A 16,852-nucleotide genomic window follows, 5' to 3' on the forward strand; every position below is an offset into this window, starting at 1 on the left:
GGCGGCGTCCCGTGGTAGCACAACCCACCAATACTAGTAGGAGGAAGTGGATTGATACCTATAACTGTTGTCCCTACTTCGACCAAACTCCCCGTTCACCGTCTCGCCTGACCGCCGAGGACTTGAGCGCTCACCACCGATAGCGCCCATGAGCGAGTTCGATGCACTCCCGGATTCGTGGACCGTCTGGACGGAGAGCGCCGATCAGTGCGTGCTCGTCTATCGTCCCGACGTCTTCGACAGCCACGCGTTTCCCGCGCCCTGCCTGCCGACCATCTATCTGACCCACGGCCGGCGCTCGCGCCGCCCCGGCAGCGAACTCGACCCCGACCCGACTGACCCGTGGTTCGTCACGCTGTTTCTGGAACCCGAGGTGAGTCGCGACGCCGAGCGCTTCGACTCGCGGGCGGCGGCCGTCGCCGGTGCCATCACGCTCGCCGAGCGTTTCGCCGACGGCGAGGTCGATTATCGGGACCGCTATCAGGTGCCCCGGGAGGAGTATTTCACAAAGCTTGACGAACTCACCGGACGCGGGTAGTTCTCCCAAAACGAAGCAGTTCTCAGTTCGTTCCAGAAGCTGCGTCGGAACAAATACATATCATGAGAGGTATAAGGTACTGGCGGAAAGTAGAACTGCGAATGGCTGAATTCACACTTGCTCCGGAAATCGATGTCCGATTTCGCGATTTCGATGTAATGGGACAGGTGCATAATACGCTCGTGTTCATTTTCGCCGAGGAAGCGCGGACCCGGTACTACCAAGAGGTGCTCGATGTTTCTCTGGAGGAGACGAATAGCGCAATCGTCCACCAACAGGCAGACTACGTGAAACCGATTACGAAAGTGGAAACGGTGGTTGTTCCGTATCGAATCACTCACATCGGAAAGTCAAGCATCACTTCTGAGTTCGAAGTTCGTGCGAACAACGAAGTCGTCGCCAATGGTGAGACCGTTCATGTTCTCATCGGTCAGGACGAACGACCTGCCGAAATCCCTACCGGGTGGAAAGAGACCATCCGAACGTTCGAAGCCGCAGAAGTGACTAGCGGCTAGCGAAACCCTTCCGCTACATCAGGGGTGAGTGCTCTTTCGTGGAGCTTCCTTTCCACTGTATCCAGCAATACGGCGATGAATCGACCCCAAGCAGTCAACGGAAGCGACGCAGGCGAGAATTCACGAATGTCTTTGCCAATTCCGATAGCCCGACAGCCACCGAGACGTGGTTCTTATTCGCGTTCGCGGCGTGCCTTCGGTATGTCACAGGTCACACTTATCGGCACGCGTCTCGCCGAGGTCGGCACCGAATTCACCTACGAGGGCGAGGCCAGCGCCTGTGAAGGCTGTCCGTACCGCGAGCAGTGTCTCAACCTCTCGGAAGGAACGAAATACCGCGTCACGAGCGTCCGCGAGAACACCCAGACCCTCGAATGTGGCGTCCACGACACCGGCGTCCGCGCCGTCGAGGTCGAACCCGCGCCCGTGATGGCGAACGTCTCGCCGAAAAGCGCCTACGCGGGCAGCAAGGCGAGTCTCGAAGGCCCGTGTCCTCATACGGGCTGTCCGAGCCACGAATACTGCGAGCCGGCCGGCGCTGAGTTCGACACCGAGTACCGGATTCGGGAAGTCATCGGCGACCCACCACACGACTACTGCCATCTCGACCGCGAACTGTCACTCGTCGAGTTCGTACCGTCCGAGGGAGATTAGCCGGGGTATTCCGAGCGGTCGCGGTCGTCGCCGGCGGTCGTGCCACCGAGGCGTCCGGCGAGTTCCGCACTGTAACCGAACTCGTTTTCGTAGCCATACGGCGACATCAGCACGGGATAGAACGGCTCGTCGGCGACGAGTGCCTCGCCGTCGACGGTCGCGTAGGTCTCGCCGGCGGCGACGCGCTCGAAGTTCGTCGCCGGCACGTCGTAGGCTTCTGCTGTGCCCTTCGGGATGAGATGAGTCAGGCGATACAGCGGCACGCCCTCGCTGTGTGGCTCGCCGGTCGGGAGCGCGCCGAGCGCGCCGAGGAACTCCCCGGCGATGGTCGTCGCGTTCTCGATGGCTTCTTCCGAACCCTGATAGCCACACTCGACCTCGATGACGGGCGCGTGTTCGATGAGTCGTCCCTCGGTGAACGCGCTCGCGTCGACGGCCGCATCGAGGGTGAGGTACGGACAGACCGAGCGTGCGAGCGTCAGCGTCTCCTCGGCGAGCACGGCGAAGGTGCCCGTATACGATTGGGTCGAGTGCATCGAGAGGGTCGTACAGCCACGGAGTTCGGCCAGCAGTTCGGCGGCGAGGCGCTCCTCGTGGGCGTCGCCGTCGGGGTCTCCTGGAAACACCCGGTTGAGGTCGGCGTCGACGTAGCGAGTGTTCCGGGAGAGCGCCTTCTCGTTGGCGACGATACATTTCACAGGTCTGTCGACCGCCGGTTCCCGCTCGACGAGCCGTTCGACCGCATGCACGCCACACGGTTCGTCGCCATGAATGCCACCGACGACGGCGATTTCCGGCTCGCCGTCGCCCAACTGCTCGATTCGCATCTACCCGTCCTACCCACCCCGTCTTTTTGAGTGCCGCGATACGCCGACAGTGGCTATTCGAGCGCCGCGGCGTACGCGAAATCGACCTGGCGTGCTTCCGGGGACTCGCCGTCGAGGCGTATCGTCCAGCCCTCTAGCACGCTCGGCTCGTCCAGCGCGTTCGTCAGCACGGTGCGAACGTCGAGCAAGTCCACCCCGTAGAAATCGTTCGGCACGCCGGCGAGGTACTCAAGCGCCGTCCCGAACAACGAGCGCATGCCCGCATCGTTGCCGGACTGCATCCGGCCGCCGGAGGCGCTTCGCGCCTCGCTGTCCCCGAAATCGAAGTGTTTGTGCGCGCCGGCGGCGACCTGTACCATCCCGTGGAGGAATCTCGATTCCGTCGTGGCCCGGCCGTAATTATACCACTCGTCCTCGAAACAGTCGTGTGAGTCGTGATATTCGCCCGCATTGTAGAGGCGCACGCCGTGGTCGACCGCACGACGGAGGGTGGCGTGCTCCCACTGGCCGCTCGCGGGCCCCTCGGCCCGCTCGCCATTGGCGGCGGTCGCCGCCCCGTCGCTGCGCCAGCCCGTCGGATTCCCGCGCGGCGCTGCCACCGAGGGGTCACGGGTGTGCTCGTCCATATCTACCCTCCCGTGAGCACACGCCTAACGCTTGCGCCGCCGTCCGCAACGCTTTAACGCCAGCCACGTCCAAGAACGACCGCGTGCGAGGGTAGCCAAGTCTGGAAACGGCGGCGGATTCAAGCTCCGCTCCTGTAGAGGTCCACGGGTTCAAATCCTGTCCCTCGCACTGCGTGCCGGTGGCACGCGCACGCCACCCGGCATGAAAGTGCGGGCAAGATGGAGCGTCTTGCCCTCGCAAATCATCATCTGTAATCGACCCGACAGCGACGCGGACAACCGGAACCGTCAAACGGCGGGCGTGTACCCTCCCGAACATGGCTTCGATAGCGGACCGAATCGACCCCGTCCGGGCGTGGCTCGCGGCGGCCGTCGCGGGTACCATCGCCATCGCCGCCGGGGCGCTTGCCTTCCCGCGGGCGGTCTACACCGGCTTCATCTGGCAGTATTTCTGGGGACCGATAGACGCCGACGCCCACAACGCCGTCTGTGCGGTCCGGGCCGACGGCGTCGTTCGGCGCTTCGCCGAGGCCGATACCTGCCGTGCAGCCGCTGCGCAGGGATTGACGGTTGCCGAGCCGGGCTACACGCTCGTCTCCGAGGCCGGTTACGCCGTCGTCCTGCTGTTCATGCTCGCCGGCGTCCTCTTGCTGGTGCGCCGGCTCGGTATCGGAACGGATAGAAAAATCTTCTTCGCGCTGATTCCGTTCACCCTCTTCGGCGGCGCACTTCGAGTGGTCGAGGACGCCAACGATGCCGTGCCCGCCGACGCGACCGCCGCCATCTCCTACCCCGCCAACGCGCTCATCATCAGCCCCATCATCTATCTGACCGTGTTCGTCGTCACGCTCGCGGCCATCCTGCTCAGTCTGTGGCTCGCCCGCCGCAACGCCGTTTCCGAGTTCGAGCCAGCGCTCGCCGGCATGGGTACGCTCGCACTCGTCGTGACGCTCGCCTACCTCGCCTTCCTCTCCGTTTCGACCGAGTTCGTCGCCTTCTATCCGCAGATGCTCGTCCTCACGCTCGGCATCGCCTCGGCGCTCGCCGTCGGTATCTACTCCGCCATCGACCGGCTCGCGCCAGCCCTCCACGCCGGCACGGGCCTCATCGGACTGGCGATTCTCTGGGCACAGGCCATCGACGGCGTGGCGAACGTGCTGGCTTCGGACTGGGCGCGAGCCATCGGGCTTCCCTTCCAGTACAGCGCGAAACATCCCATCAACGCCATCATCGTCGGCTTCACCGAACTCGTCTTTCCGGCCTCGGTCATCGACGTCATCGGCGACTCGTGGCCGTTCCTGCTCGTGAAACTCGCTCTTGCAGTTGGCGTCATCTGGCTGTTCGACGAGCAGATATTCGAGGAGAGTCCCCGCTACTCCTACCTGCTGATGCTCGCGGTCCTCGTCGTCGGACTCGGTCCGGGAACCCGGGACATGCTCCGGGCGACGTTCGGCATCTAGAAGCCACCTTTTTACTGCGGGGGAGTCGCCTGCGGCGACCCCCGCTTGCAAAAATCTGGACCAAAAACTCCCGCTCGCAAACCGCGCGAGCGGTGTTCTTGTGAACGACCGCAGGGAGTGAGCGCGGACGCTTCGCCAGCACAGCACCGCAACCATCGCACCCACACAGCACCGCCGAAGCCCTCACTCGCTCACTCCGTTCGCTCGTTCGCCCTTCATCCACCAGGAGAGCAAGCTCTCCCGAGCCTGCGGTCGCTCCGCGACCGCAGACGCCAAGGACCGCCACCGCACCGCAACCACAGGATAGCTCAGGGATAGGGATGAAACGCGCGGTCGAGCCGCGGCTCGAAGCCGAGCGCGTCCGGGACCTCGTGTGCGCGCTCGCCGAAGTACGCCTCGTCGGTGAAAAGCGGCTGTGCGCCGGGCACGAGCACGCGGACGGCCTCGAAGCCGAGCGATTCCACGTCTCTCGGCGTGAGTCGTGCGCCGTAGGCATCGAGTCCTGCCCCCTCCACGCACTCGACCAGTGCATCGAGCGCGTCCTCGCCCGTCGGAACCGTCTCCGGACCGACGCTGCCGGCTGGCACGCGGCTCTCGACGGCGAAAAACTCGGCCGCCGCGCCGGGTGATTCGGCGTAGCGGCCAATGGCTCCCTCGGCCTCGGCGGCTCCGTCGGGACCCATCGCGCGCAGCTCCATCCAGCTCTGGAGTGCCTCGGCGAGCGCCGACCGTGCGGCCTCGTGAGGGTCGAAACCCGCCGCCGACCCGACCGCAAACCGCGGCCACGCCTCGCGCTCGACGGCAACCGCCACCACCGGAACGTCGACATCCTGTGTTATCAGGACGGGCGTCACGGTCAACCCCTCCGACTGCGCGCGCCGGACGAGCGCAGCGAACCCCTCGTCGTCGACGGCCAGCCCGAGCGGCTCGAACGTCGAATACCACGAGAGCATCGCCGCATCGCGCTCGATGACCTCAATGAGTCCCGACAGGAGCGCCTCGATGCCCGAGTTCCCCAGTCCCAATCCCGTGGTTATCGACGGGCCGTGGCGATGTTCCGGCGGCGGAAACTGGACGAACTCCGCCGGCAGCCGGACCGACTCGCCGGTCGCAAGGTTTTCGCCACCGACCCACGGAATCGACACCTCGGCATCGACCTCCACAGCCGCAGGCAACACGAACGACGCCGGCGAAACCGCTCCGTCGAGGGCGGCCGGCGTGCCGCGCTCGAACGCCGCGGCGTGATAGACGCCGGCGCTGTAGCGTTCGAGCGCCTCGCCGAGGGCCTTCATGAACGCCCGGTTCCAGTCGGCGGCGACGCCGGCGGCCTCGCTCGCCGCGCTCGCGTCGCTGAAGCCCGCCGTCTCGCCCACTCGTGCGAGGTAGTACGGTGCGGGAAAGGAGGCGATTTCGCCGACCTCACGGACGATACCGACGCGCTCGTCGAGGGTGATTTCGGCACGCCCGAGCGCGTCGTCGAGGTCGCGTTCGTCGTGTTCGCGCCGCAGTCGCCGGTCTCGCTCGCCATCGCAGTCGCAGTTCGGCACCGCCAGGAGCCGACGCTCGGTGTGTGGCAGCTCGATGACACCACCCATCACGGCGGATTGCTCGCCCGCAACCAGCCGGCTGGCCTCGTAGCCCGCACGCGCGCCAGCAAGCCGGGCAGTCGCTGGGTCGGTGCTCGGCTCGGCTTCGTTCGCACCGTCGGCGTTCGCCGCGACGCGTGCACACAGACAGTCGTAGCAGGCCGTCTCGGGACCGAAGCCGGTGATGGCTGCCTCACAGACCCCGTGGCCGCCGATACCGCCGTGTTCGACCGCGAGCCACGGCGTCGCACTCTCGCGGGCGAGCGTGTTCACGCGCTCGAACACGTCCGCGCCCGCCGTCTCGATGACGACTGCGAGGTCCGTCTCGGGGATGGCAGCTGCGTCGATTCGCTGCGTTTCGTCCTCGTCGAGCGCCGCGCGCACACCTTCGACGGCCGGCCCGGAGCCGACGATACCGACGTTCATGCCCGAGCCACGCACTCGGGGAAAAAAGTCCCGGTGGTTGCGGTGGCCGTCGTGCTGGGCTGGCGTACCGATACTGTATTGGCGGTGGGACCGGGAGGAGCGGACATGGAGTACGAACACGTCCGCGAGAGCGATCCCGAAATCGCCGACGCACTCGCCGGCGAGGTCGAGCGCCAGCGCGAGACGCTGTCGATGATCGCGAGCGAAAACCACGTCAGCGAGGCGGTGATGGAGGCCCAAAGCAGCGCGCTCACCAACAAGTACGCCGAGGGCTATCCCGGCTCGCGCTACTATGGGGGCTGTGAGTACGCCGACGAGGTCGAACAGCTCGCCATCGACCGCGCCGAAGAGCTGTGGGGGGCCGAGTACGTCAACGTCCAGCCCCACAGCGGCTCGCAGGCGAACATGGCCGTCTACCTCGCCGCCTTGGAACCGGGCGACAAGATCCTCTCGCTCGACCTCTCGCACGGTGGCCACCTCTCGCACGGCCACCCGATGAACTTCGCCGGCAAGGTCTACGACGTCGAACACTACGAGGTCGACCCAGAGACCGGACGGTTCGACTTCGAGGCCATCGAGGCACAGGCCCGCGAGTTCGAACCCGACATGCTCGTCTCCGGCTTTTCGGCCTACCCACGAGAGGTCGACTGGGAGCGCTTTCAGGCGGTCGCCGACGCCGCCGATGCCTACCACCTCGCGGACATCGCCCACATCACCGGACTCGTGGCCGCCGGCGTCCATCCCTCTCCGGTGGGTACTGTCGATTTCGTCACCGGGAGCACGCACAAGACCATCCGGTCGGGCCGTGGCGGCATCGTCATGGCCCGCGAGGAGTACGGCGACGACATCGACTCGGCCATCATCCCCGGGATGCAGGGCGGGCCGCTGATGCACAACATCGCGGGCAAGGCCGTCGGCTTCGGCGAGGCGCTCGAACCTGCGTTCGACGACTATGCCGAACAGGTCGTCGAGAACGCCGCAGCGCTCGGTGACCGCATGCAAGAACACGGTCTCTCGCTCGTCTCGGGTGGCACCGACACCCATCTCGTGCTCTGTGACCTGCGCGACTCCCATCCCGATACGACTGGGAAGGAAGTCGAGGAAGCTCTCGAAAAGACCGGTATCGTCCTGAACGCGAATACCGTGCCCGGCGAGACTCGCAGCCCGTTCGTCGCCAGCGGGATTCGGGCCGGGACGCCCGCACTCACCACTCGCGGGTTCGACGCCGAGGCCTGTCGGGAGGTCGCCGACTGTATCGCGCGCGTCGTGGACGCCCCCGACGACGAGGGCGTCCGCGAGGAGGTGTCGGCCGACGTGGACGCGCTCACCGACAGACATCCGCTGTACTGACGCCGTGTTCGCCCTCTACTGCCGCGGTGTGAGCACCGTCGCGTCTCCGACCGAAGCGAGGAGTGGCTGAGATGTACGTCGTCATCGTCGGCGCGGGCGACATCGGCACGCCGCTCATCGAAATCGCCACCGCCGGCGGCAACGAGGTGGTCGTCATCGAACGCGACGGGGCGCGCGCGGAGGCGGCCACCGAGTACGACTGTCTCGTGCTCAACGACGACGCCACGGTCAAGAACACCCTCGAAGACGCCGGAGCCGACCGCGCGGACGCGCTCATCTCGACGACCGACCGCGACGCCACCAACATCATGGTCTGCCTGCTCGCTCAGGAACTCGACGTTCCCGATGTCGTCTCGGTCGTCCACGACCCCGAACACCGGAACGTCTTCCGGCAGATCGGCGTCAACGGGATGGAGAATCCACAGCGACTCATCGCCGAGCACCTCTACCGAGCCGTCAAGCGCCCTTCCGTCGTCGATTTCATGCGCATCGGCGAACAAGCGGAGGTCTTCGAAGTCACCGTCGGCGAGCAATCGCCCATCGCCGGACGGACGCTCTCGTCGGCGAACGAACAGGGGCTGTTGCCGGACGAGACGCTCATCGTCGCCATCGAGCGTGAGAACGAAGCGCCGCTCACCCCCCGCGGCGACACGCACATCGAGGTCGGCGACCTCCTCGTGGTGTACTCCGCCGAAGGGGCAACGCCCGACGTGACCGACGCGTTCGGCCACCCAGAAGACCATAGCGGCGTCTTCAGGCGGAGGCACGAGCGGCGCTAGATGCGCCGTGGCCCCACCGTCGCCGGCGTTCCTGCGGACCTCGCGACCATCGCCCGCGACATCGGCTCGCTGCTCGTGATGGAGTCGGCGCTCATGGGCGGCTCCGCACTGGTCGGTCTCGCCCTTTCGGAATACGGTGTCGCGTTCGCGTTCTTTCTCGCCGCCGTCCTCACCCTCGCCGTGGGGGCGACCGCCAGACGCGTCTTCACCGACGCGCCCGCCCCACTGATGAAACACGGGATGGTCATCGCCGCCGGCGGCTGGCTGCTCACGGCGCTGTTCGGCGCACTCCCCTTCTTCCTCTCGGCACACCTGCTCTCACCCGCCGACGCGGCCGCCTACGTGCCCGCGGGGGCGAGCTACACCACATCGAGCCTCCAGTATTTCGAAAACCCGCTGCACGCCGTCTTCGAGTCGATGTCGGGCTGGACCGGCAGCGGGCTGACGATGGCCGTCCACGAGCCGTCGCTGCCGCGCACGCTGCTGTGGTGGCGTTCGCTCATCCAGTGGGTCGGCGGCGTCGGGGTCATCGTGCTCACGGTGTCGATCCTCTCGCGTTCGGGCAGCGGCAGCTACACGCTCTATCGCAGCGAGGCCCGCGAGGAGCGCATCCATCCGAGCATCGTCTCGACAGTTAGAACGGTCTGGAAGATATTTCTCGGCTACACCGTCGTCGCCGTGGTTGTCCTCTTCGGTGCGCTGCTCGCCAGCGAACCGCTGCCGCCGGCCGAAGCCGCGTGGCAGGCGCTCAACCACGCGATGACCGCCCTTTCGACGGGTGGGTTCTCGGTGACGGACAACTCGATTGGGACCTACGACTCGCCGCTGGTCGAAACAGTACTCCTCCCCATCATGACGCTGGGTGCGATTGCCTTTCCGATTCACTACGCCGTCCTCAGAGACCGCGACGTTCGCAAGCTGTTCGACGACCTCCAGACGCGCTGGCTGTTCGTCCTGCTCGGGATGGGAATCGTGGTCTTGAGCCTCCAGAACCTTCGAACCTTCGCGCCGGCGCTCTCGCTGCGTGATTCGGCCTTCCAGTTCGTGAGTGCGCTCACCTGTACGGGCTTTCAATCCTCGCCCATCGGGCGCTGGAGCGCGGGCGGGAAACTCATCGTCTCCGGTGCGATGGTGCTCGGCGGGGCGGCCGGCTCGACGGTGGGTGGCATCAAGATAATCAGGGGCTACACCATCGCCCGCGGCATCAAGTGGCAGTTCTCCCGGGTGTTCCTGCCGGCAAGCGCGGTCGTGACCGCCCGCATCGGTGACCGCCGACTCGACAGGGAGGGGATGGAACGGGAGTTCAGCGAGGCCGCCATCGTGAGTCTGCTCTGGCTCATCCTGCTCATCGCGGGCAGTATCGTGCTCTCGAACCTCGTCGGACCGGAGTTCGGGTATGCGGACGCGCTGTTCGAGGTGGCGAGCGCGCAGGGCAACGTCGGTCTCTCGACCGGCATCACCGGCCCGACGATGCAGCCGCTCGCCGAAGCGATGCTCGTCGTCAACATGTGGGTCGGACGGCTCGAAATCATTCCGGTACTCGTGTTCGCTCGGTCGGTGCTGTACGGTCTCGACCCGTAGCCCGACGCCGACCGGGGCGTTGATTAGCGCGGCGTTCACCCGTCCGGTATGACCGACGTCATCGACGGCGACGCCGTCGCCGAGGGGATTCGCGGAGACCTCGAAAACTGTATCGACACGCTCGAAGACGCGGGTGTCACGCCCGGTCTCGCGACGGTTTTGGTGGGTAACGACCCCGCGAGCGAGACGTACGTCTCGATGAAACAGCGCGACTGCGAGGAGGTGGGAATGAACGGCATTCACGTCGAACTCGACGCCGATGCCACGCCTACGGAGTTGTACGACACCATTACGGAGTTAAACGACGACCCCGCAGTACATGGGTATCTCGTGCAGGACCCGGTACCCGACCAGATCGACTACCGAGAGGTCATCCGGCGCATCGACCCGGCGAAGGACGTCGACGGCTTCCATCCCGAAAACGTCGGCCGACTCGTCGCCGGCGACGCCCGATTCAAACCCTGTACGCCCCACGGCGTCCAGAAACTGCTCGAATCGGCGGGCGTCGACCCCGAAGGGAAGGACGTCACCATCGTCGGGCGCTCGCGCATCGTCGGCAAGCCGCTCGCGAACCTCCTCATGCAGAAAACCGACGGTGGCAACGCGACCGTCACCGTCTGTCACTCCCGGACCCAGAACCTCGCCGAAAAGACTCGACGAGCGGACATCGTGGTGGCGGCCGTCGGCGCGCCCGAACTCGTCGACGGCTCGATGCTCTCGGAGGGTGTGACGGTCATCGACGTCGGCGTCAACCGCGTCGATGCCGATACGGAGAAGGGATACGAACTGGTCGGCGACGTCGAGTTCGACTCGGCAGAGGAGAAGGCGAGCACCATCACGCCCGTCCCCGGTGGCGTCGGCCCGATGACGCGCGCGATGTTGCTCTACAACACCGTGAAGGCCGCGAGCCAACAGGAAGGCATCGACGTCGAACTCCCGTGAGTCGCCCCGCAATCGACCCCGCGCCGGCGGCGTTGGCGTCCCGGTATGAAGACGTGCTATGGGCCGAAAACACGTTCGAGGTTGACCCGGAGGCGCTCGAATCGGCGCGCGCCCGTGCGGGTCGGGGCTGGGGCGTCGGTGCGCTCGCCGTCGCGGATAACGAGATGTTGCTCGTCCGGCAGGGCGAGCAGTGGCTTTTCCCCGGTGGAATGCTCGAAGCGGGTGAGACGCCTGCGGCGGGTGCCGCCCGCGAAGTTCGCGAGGAAACCGGTATCGACGTGCACATCGATGGACTTGCAGCCATCGCCGAGCAGACGTTCACCGACGGACGGGAATCGTTCGTGTTTCACTTCGCGGCCTTCGACGCGACCGCCGAAAGCCACGAGGTCACGGCCGACCCCGGTTTGGAGGACGAACCCATTCACGACGTCGCGTGGCACGAGTCGCTTCCCGAGAACGCCTACGACCGCGACCTGTACGTCCGCTTGCTCGACCGAAAGAGGGGTGGAATTTGAACGAAACGGCTCGGTCGAAATCCGGCAAAACCTCCCCGTAGACCCGGAACTCGATGGGAAATCGAAGCCGGTCCCTTCCGCACGTTTTGCCGGCGAGACGCATTCGTTCGGGCCGAATTCCTCCGTCGAGGAGGTATATCCGATATCGGTCACCGCCACCAGTTCGCGGACCGTGAGTGAACTATCCTGCCGATATGTGCCGGGTCAGCCGAGCCGTGAAAGGCGGTCGCGGGCAGTCACGAGCGCGCTCTCGTCGCCCTCGCGGAGATAGGTCCCCAGTTCGCGTGCCACACGGACGAGCCGGTCGGCGGTCGCGGGCGAGACGTCGCCGTCGAGCGCCCCGATGCGCTTTCGGTGTTCGCCGAGCGTGCCAAAGGCTGCCCGTGCTGCCTCGTCGGGAAGGTCGTCGAGGTAATCGTTTACGTCGCGACGGTACTCCTCGACGGCCTTTGCTGCGGCCAACCCGCGAGCCGTCCGGAGCGATTCCGGCACCTCGGTGGGGGCGGGGCGCTCGCCATCGTCAACGCCGCCGAGTAGCGCGAGGAAGTACGCCTCCTCGGCATCGGTGGTTCGCATCGCACGCCCGAGTTCGTCGGCGACCGTGCGGAGTTCGAGCGCCCCGACGTAGGTCTCGTCGAGCGGCGCGAGCTCGCCCGAGTGGATGAATCCATGCTGGCGAGCGAACGCCCGGCAGTCCTCGGCGGCGCGCTCGGCCGCGGCGCGCAGGTCTTCCGCTCCGTCGCCGAGGTGATTGCGCGCCGGCGAGAGGTCGAGCGTCGCCGTGCTCGCGGTGTGGCGGGTGCGTTCGCCGATGCCGGTACTTCGAAGACTGCCGCAGTTCGGGCAGTTCGGGGTGCCGGTCTCGTAGTACGACCATCGCGTGCCGCAGTCCTTACACTCGCGCTCGCCACGGATACGCATGGCTACCGTAGGACCGCCTGCCTCAAAAACGGGCCTATCGTTTCGTTCGACCGTGGCGGGCGCTCGTGTTCTCGTAAACCCAGTCCGTCGAGACATACCCGTGTCACCGACAGGATTTTCAGGGATGGCGGATAAATCCAGCGTATGTCACGGAGTCCGCGCGCTCCTGGTCGAGAAATTCTCCGGCGATGAGGTATCGGTTCGGGCGGAGAGCGGTACGGTCGTCGTCTCGTTGTCCGGCCAGGCTCACGAACTGAACAGAAGGGAAGCCGTCTCGCTGCGGCGTGCGCTCGGCGAAACGCTCACCGAGCGCCGCGCGTTCGTCCACACCGTCGGCACGCACCGTTCCGACGGTTCCTACGTCGTTGCGCGCCGAGGCGCTGACTCGGCTGGCCACCGAAAGGTCTTCGAGCGCTTCGAGGAACTGAGGGGATTGTACGAGTCGCTGCCCGGAGAGTTCTCCGCCGGCGACGTCGAGCTACCGGGTCTCACCGGCAGCCGGCGACATCTGGTGATGCGCCATCTCGCCGAACATCCCGCCTTCGACTGCGCGCTCGTCGCCCGCCACCCGCTCACCGTCGCAAAGAATCACCAGAGATAGCCGCCGATAAGCTGCATTACGAGTGCCTGCCCGAACACCGCCGCCGCCAGCAGCCACTCGCCGCGCCACGCCGAGTCGATGCGGTCGATAGCGGCGGCGACCGGCAGCATGAGGAACGGATACATGAACATCGCGCCGCGGGCGGTCTCGCCGGTGTGATAGACGCCCGCCGCGAGTAGCGCGGCGAATCCAGTGAGGGCGAGCGCGGCCATCACGAACGGCTCGCGCTCCCTGCTGTCGACGCGGAGTCGTTTGCCACCCACATCCCACCAGAGCGCGAACAGTCCGCGAGCGGCGAGCAAGCACAGAAACGGTGTGAAAAACAGCGCGAGCTCGGCGATGTCCTCGAAACGGGTGAAGACGTACCGCGCCGGCTCGGCCAGCAGCATGAATCCGCCGGGGTTCTGCTGATTCGAGGCGATGAGAAACCCACGAACGTAGTTGTAGCCGAGCGCCACGTCGACGAACAGGTAGAACCCGACGAGTCCAAGCAGCATCGCCGCGAGCGGGGCGGTTTTCTCCCGGCGGAAGAGCGCGATACCGGCGAGCACAGGCACGAGAAAGACGAACAGAAACAGTTGGAAGGAGACGACCAGCAGCGGGACGAACGCACTGAGTGTCATCCAACGCGACTCGCGGGTGAAGAGATAGACCGTGGCGAGCATCAGCGTCGTGATGAGCGCGTCGATGGAGGCGAGATAGTAAACCTGTATCGCCGGCAACAGCACGAACAACAGCGTCGTGTACCGGGCGACCCTGCGCGAATAGTACGTCCCGAGCAGCCGATACAATAAGTAGGCCGACGTCGGCAGCGAGAGGAGGGCGATGGCGGCCGCGATGGGCGCACGCGAGCCGAACAACCAATCGAGCAGGGTGAAGGTGAGCACCGCACCCGGCGGATGGGTCTTGGCGTGGACGACGTAGGAGAGCTGGTTCGCCTCGTAGGTTCGGATGAACGCGAGCGGGTCGGTGATCGTCGGCGCGAGCTGGTAGTATCCTTCACGGGTGGCCAGCGGCACGACGAACCCGTGGGTGAACCCATGCAGGAGGTTCGAGAGCACCAGCAACACGACACCCCCCACGACCACGGGAACGATACTGGTGCCATCGCGGCGGAGAGAGACCATCGCAAGCGCGAACACAGCGATTGCGGCGAGGAGGGCCGGAGCCACCCACTCCGGGCGCAACTGGCCGATGCGGAACTCGAAGATGCTGACCGGCCAGTATTCGGGAACGCCGCGGGCGTTGCCCAGCAACTGGCCGTTGACGTACTTGAGGAAGACGTTCAGGAAGACGACCGCCGTGAGCGTCACCCAACCGATGGCGAGGAGTTCGCGCAGCGAAAACAGCGACTCGCGTCCATCGTAGCCACCGGCCATCGAGTCGAGGTGTACGTGGCGGCGGTTAAGGGCTTTCGACCCACTTTTTTACTTCGTCGGGTGCGCGAAGCGCACCACTCCTCGCAAAAACCTGTCTTCGTGAGCCGAAGGCGAACGAAGGCTCGGAAGAGCTTCGCTCTTCCGGTGGACTAAAAAGAGCCGCTCACTCGCTGCGCTCGTTCGCGGTTCGGCACCTGATACCCGCTGCCGCACCGCCCACATACCTCCCCAACCGATTCGCTCACTTCGTTCGCTCATCCACCGTCAGAACGCAGTTCTGACGAACCTGCACTCACTCCGCTCGTGCAGACCTCGCACGAGTCGGGCGTCTTCGACGCCCTCCCGTGCGCCGACAGCCCACAGCACGGCGAGGAACGCTTTTCCGGGCGGGACCACCACTCGCGGTATGCCACGCCCGAGCACGTTCTCCATCGTCGCGCGCGACCCCGAACAGGACGCAGTCGGCGTCGCCGTCCAGTCGAAGTTCGTCAGCGTCGGCTCCGTCGTGCCCTTCGCCAGCGCCGGCGCGGGTGCAATCGCCACCCAGAGCTTCGCGAACGTCGCCTACGGACCCGATGGACTCGACCTGCTCCGCGAGGGCCACTCGGCGAGCGAGGTCATCGATGAACTCACGGCTGCCGACGACGAGGCACCACAGCGCCAAGTCGGCGTCGTCGGAACGGACGGCTCGATTGGGGCGTTCACCGGCGAGGAGAACTTCGAGTTCGCCGGCGACATCCAAGGGGAGAACTACACCGTGCAGGGCAACATCCTCGAAAACCCTGAAACGCTGGAGGCGATGGCCGACACCTACGAATCGGTCGACGGCGGACTACCCGACAGACTCATCGCCGCGCTTCACGCGGGCAACGAGGCCGGCGGGGACAGACGCGGCGAGCAGTCGGCGGCGCTGTACGTGGCGAAACCCGAAGGCGGCTACGACGGGGCCAACGACCGCTGGATAGACGTCCGCGTCGACGACCACCACAGTCCTATCGACGAACTCGAACGGGTCTTCCGGGTCTACGACGTGACCCTGCTCGAACGCGAACCGCCCGAAGAAATTCTGGAACTCGACGGGGACACCGCCGAGGCAGTCACGGCGGCGCTCGCCGAGTGCGGCTTCTACGAGGGGTCGTCGGACGAGTTCGGTGCGGACGAGCGCGCGGCGTTGTCGGATTTCAGAGGTGCGAACAACTTCGAGAACCACGACCTCGACGTGCTGGAGGATGCACTCGCCCGCGGGTGGAACGAGGCGGAGGGAACAGGTGAGACGCGGCTCATCAACGCCATCTGGCACGGAATTTCGGGCCGTGAGCGCGCCTGAATCGGGTCAAGCTTCTTGAGGCACTCGCCCGTATGGTCGGTATGCGCGACGAGGAGGAAATCCGCGAGCAGTACGAGTTTCTGGTCGAGGAGCTGGACGACGAGGAGATGAACCACGAGGGCGTCAGACAGATGTTCACCTACTACCGGCGCGCACTCGGCTGGGCGCTCGAAGAGGAGCACATGTGAGTACCGGCCGATAGCGTTAAGTGTGGCTGTCCATACTGTATGAGTGACGCTTCGCTTGGAGGGCCGAAGCGTCAGCGGGGACCAATTCAGGGCGGCGAGCGCCCGAGGCGGGCTTTTCTCCCGCGCGGGCGCTTTCCTTTTAGACTGGATTTGATAGCGCCAGCCGTACAATCGTTACGACGACATCGGACTCTACGATAACTGAGCGGTGGCGTTCGCCCGGTCGCACAGTCCCCCTCTGTATATTCCCGTGGCCTTTCTCGGCGGACAGACAGTTCCGACATACTTATACGATTCATCCACCTACCAGTACTGGAGTACGATGTACGACCTGACAGGATTTCAGCGCGACCTGCTGTACGCCATCGCCGGCAAGGAGGAACCACACGGGCTTGCGATAAAGGACGAACTCGAAGAGTACTACGAGACCGAAATCCATCACGGACGGCTGTATCCGAACCTCGACACGCTGGTCGACAAGGGACTCGTCGAGAAAGGTCAGATCGACAGACGGACGAACTACTACAAGATAACCCGGCGCGGCAAGCGCGAGATCGACGCCCGCCGCGAGTGGGAAGAGCAGTACGTCGACGTCTGAGAAATATTGCACGAACCGGAACGAATTAGTTAAGACGCC

At 65.4% G+C, this 16,852-nt stretch carries 18 protein-coding genes and 1 tRNA gene; 14 read left to right on the top strand and 5 right to left on the bottom strand.

Features of this window, described 5'->3' with window-relative positions; genetic code table 11:
- Positions 1 to 148: 148 nt before the first annotated feature.
- The 3 genes from ACQUQO_RS11240 (at position 149) to ACQUQO_RS11250 (ending at position 1,707) form a co-directional block, all read left to right on the top strand.
- The gene (locus tag ACQUQO_RS11240) at positions 149 to 538 is read left to right on the top strand and encodes a DUF5820 family protein (protein ID WP_435078108.1); all 390 of its coding nucleotides are present in this window, start codon (positions 149 to 151) and stop codon (positions 536 to 538) included.
- A gap of 101 nt (positions 539 to 639) precedes the next feature.
- Positions 640 to 1,053, top strand: coding sequence for an acyl-CoA thioesterase (locus tag ACQUQO_RS11245; protein WP_435078109.1), 414 nt, complete (start codon positions 640 to 642; stop codon positions 1,051 to 1,053).
- A gap of 201 nt (positions 1,054 to 1,254) precedes the next feature.
- The gene (locus tag ACQUQO_RS11250) at positions 1,255 to 1,707 is read left to right on the top strand and encodes a UPF0179 family protein (protein ID WP_435078110.1); all 453 of its coding nucleotides are present in this window, start codon (positions 1,255 to 1,257) and stop codon (positions 1,705 to 1,707) included.
- On the opposite strand, the gene ACQUQO_RS11255 is transcribed toward ACQUQO_RS11250, so the two are convergent.
- Both ACQUQO_RS11255 and ACQUQO_RS11260 read right to left on the bottom strand, forming a co-directional pair.
- Entirely contained in the window at positions 1,704 to 2,534 is an 831-nt protein-coding gene (locus ACQUQO_RS11255; RefSeq protein ID WP_435078111.1) for a succinylglutamate desuccinylase, read from the bottom strand. The two genes, ACQUQO_RS11250 and ACQUQO_RS11255, sit on opposite strands and share 4 nt — an antisense overlap.
- A 53-nt stretch (positions 2,535 to 2,587) precedes the next feature.
- The gene (locus ACQUQO_RS11260) at positions 2,588 to 3,160 is read right to left on the bottom strand and encodes a DUF309 domain-containing protein (RefSeq protein ID WP_435078112.1); all 573 of its coding nucleotides are present in this window, start codon (positions 3,158 to 3,160) and stop codon (positions 2,588 to 2,590) included.
- A gap of 85 nt (positions 3,161 to 3,245) precedes the next feature.
- Between ACQUQO_RS11260 and ACQUQO_RS11265 the strand changes: the two genes are divergently transcribed.
- Both ACQUQO_RS11265 and ACQUQO_RS11270 read left to right on the top strand, forming a co-directional pair.
- Positions 3,246 to 3,329, top strand: a tRNA-Leu gene (locus ACQUQO_RS11265).
- Between the two features lie 148 nt (positions 3,330 to 3,477).
- Positions 3,478 to 4,620, top strand: coding sequence for a DUF63 family protein (locus tag ACQUQO_RS11270; RefSeq protein WP_435078114.1), 1,143 nt, complete (start codon positions 3,478 to 3,480; stop codon positions 4,618 to 4,620).
- Positions 4,621 to 4,928: 308 nt separating this feature from the next.
- Here ACQUQO_RS11270 and ACQUQO_RS11275 read toward each other — a convergent pair whose 3' ends face one another.
- Entirely contained in the window at positions 4,929 to 6,632 is a 1,704-nt protein-coding gene (locus ACQUQO_RS11275) for a YcaO-like family protein (RefSeq protein WP_435078116.1), read from the bottom strand.
- Positions 6,633 to 6,737: 105 nt separating this feature from the next.
- Here ACQUQO_RS11275 and glyA point away from each other — a divergent pair, with 105 nt between their 5' ends.
- The 5 genes from glyA (at position 6,738) to ACQUQO_RS11300 (ending at position 11,799) form a co-directional block, all read left to right on the top strand.
- Positions 6,738 to 7,982, top strand: coding sequence for a serine hydroxymethyltransferase (gene glyA / locus ACQUQO_RS11280; RefSeq protein ID WP_435078117.1), 1,245 nt, complete (start codon positions 6,738 to 6,740; stop codon positions 7,980 to 7,982).
- Positions 7,983 to 8,053: 71 nt separating this feature from the next.
- On the top strand, positions 8,054 to 8,761 hold the full coding sequence (locus ACQUQO_RS11285; protein ID WP_435078118.1) for a potassium channel family protein: 708 nt from the start codon (positions 8,054 to 8,056) through the stop codon (positions 8,759 to 8,761).
- Entirely contained in the window at positions 8,762 to 10,342 is a 1,581-nt protein-coding gene (locus tag ACQUQO_RS11290; protein WP_435078119.1) for a TrkH family potassium uptake protein, read from the top strand. It abuts the gene before it with no gap.
- A 48-nt stretch (positions 10,343 to 10,390) separates the two neighbouring features.
- Positions 10,391 to 11,284: a bifunctional methylenetetrahydrofolate dehydrogenase/methenyltetrahydrofolate cyclohydrolase gene (locus ACQUQO_RS11295; RefSeq protein ID WP_435078120.1), complete on the top strand. Its 894-nt coding sequence runs from the start codon at positions 10,391 to 10,393 to the stop codon at positions 11,282 to 11,284.
- The gene (locus ACQUQO_RS11300) at positions 11,281 to 11,799 is read left to right on the top strand and encodes an NUDIX hydrolase (protein ID WP_435078121.1); all 519 of its coding nucleotides are present in this window, start codon (positions 11,281 to 11,283) and stop codon (positions 11,797 to 11,799) included. The genes ACQUQO_RS11295 and ACQUQO_RS11300 overlap by 4 nt, the downstream gene beginning before the upstream one ends.
- Positions 11,800 to 12,003: 204 nt before the next feature.
- Here ACQUQO_RS11300 and ACQUQO_RS11305 read toward each other — a convergent pair whose 3' ends face one another.
- Positions 12,004 to 12,720, bottom strand: coding sequence for a DUF7117 family protein (locus tag ACQUQO_RS11305; protein WP_435078122.1), 717 nt, complete (start codon positions 12,718 to 12,720; stop codon positions 12,004 to 12,006).
- 253 nt (positions 12,721 to 12,973) lie between these two features.
- Here ACQUQO_RS11305 and ACQUQO_RS11310 point away from each other — a divergent pair, with 253 nt between their 5' ends.
- On the top strand, positions 12,974 to 13,321 hold the full coding sequence (locus ACQUQO_RS11310; RefSeq protein ID WP_435078177.1) for a DUF7528 family protein: 348 nt from the start codon (positions 12,974 to 12,976) through the stop codon (positions 13,319 to 13,321).
- Here the strand turns inward: ACQUQO_RS11310 and ACQUQO_RS11315 are convergent.
- Positions 13,309 to 14,700 carry a hypothetical protein gene (locus tag ACQUQO_RS11315; RefSeq protein WP_435078124.1) on the bottom strand — a complete coding sequence of 464 codons (1,392 nt, stop codon included), beginning with the start codon at positions 14,698 to 14,700 and terminating at the stop codon, positions 13,309 to 13,311. The two genes, ACQUQO_RS11310 and ACQUQO_RS11315, sit on opposite strands and share 13 nt — an antisense overlap.
- A gap of 406 nt (positions 14,701 to 15,106) precedes the next feature.
- On the opposite strand from ACQUQO_RS11315, the gene ACQUQO_RS11320 reads away from it, so the two are divergent.
- From ACQUQO_RS11320 to ACQUQO_RS11330, 3 genes are all read left to right on the top strand, one after another.
- On the top strand, positions 15,107 to 16,027 hold the full coding sequence (locus ACQUQO_RS11320; protein WP_435078125.1) for a DUF1028 domain-containing protein: 921 nt from the start codon (positions 15,107 to 15,109) through the stop codon (positions 16,025 to 16,027).
- A gap of 41 nt (positions 16,028 to 16,068) precedes the next feature.
- The gene (locus ACQUQO_RS11325) at positions 16,069 to 16,215 is read left to right on the top strand and encodes a hypothetical protein (RefSeq protein WP_435078126.1); all 147 of its coding nucleotides are present in this window, start codon (positions 16,069 to 16,071) and stop codon (positions 16,213 to 16,215) included.
- 322 nt (positions 16,216 to 16,537) lie between these two features.
- The gene (locus tag ACQUQO_RS11330; RefSeq protein ID WP_435078127.1) at positions 16,538 to 16,813 is read left to right on the top strand and encodes a PadR family transcriptional regulator; all 276 of its coding nucleotides are present in this window, start codon (positions 16,538 to 16,540) and stop codon (positions 16,811 to 16,813) included.
- Positions 16,814 to 16,852: the final 39 nt, after the last annotated feature.

The sequence above is a fragment of the Halococcus sp. AFM35 genome (assembly GCF_051195015.1).
GTDB lineage: Archaea > Halobacteriota > Halobacteria > Halobacteriales > Halococcaceae > Halococcus.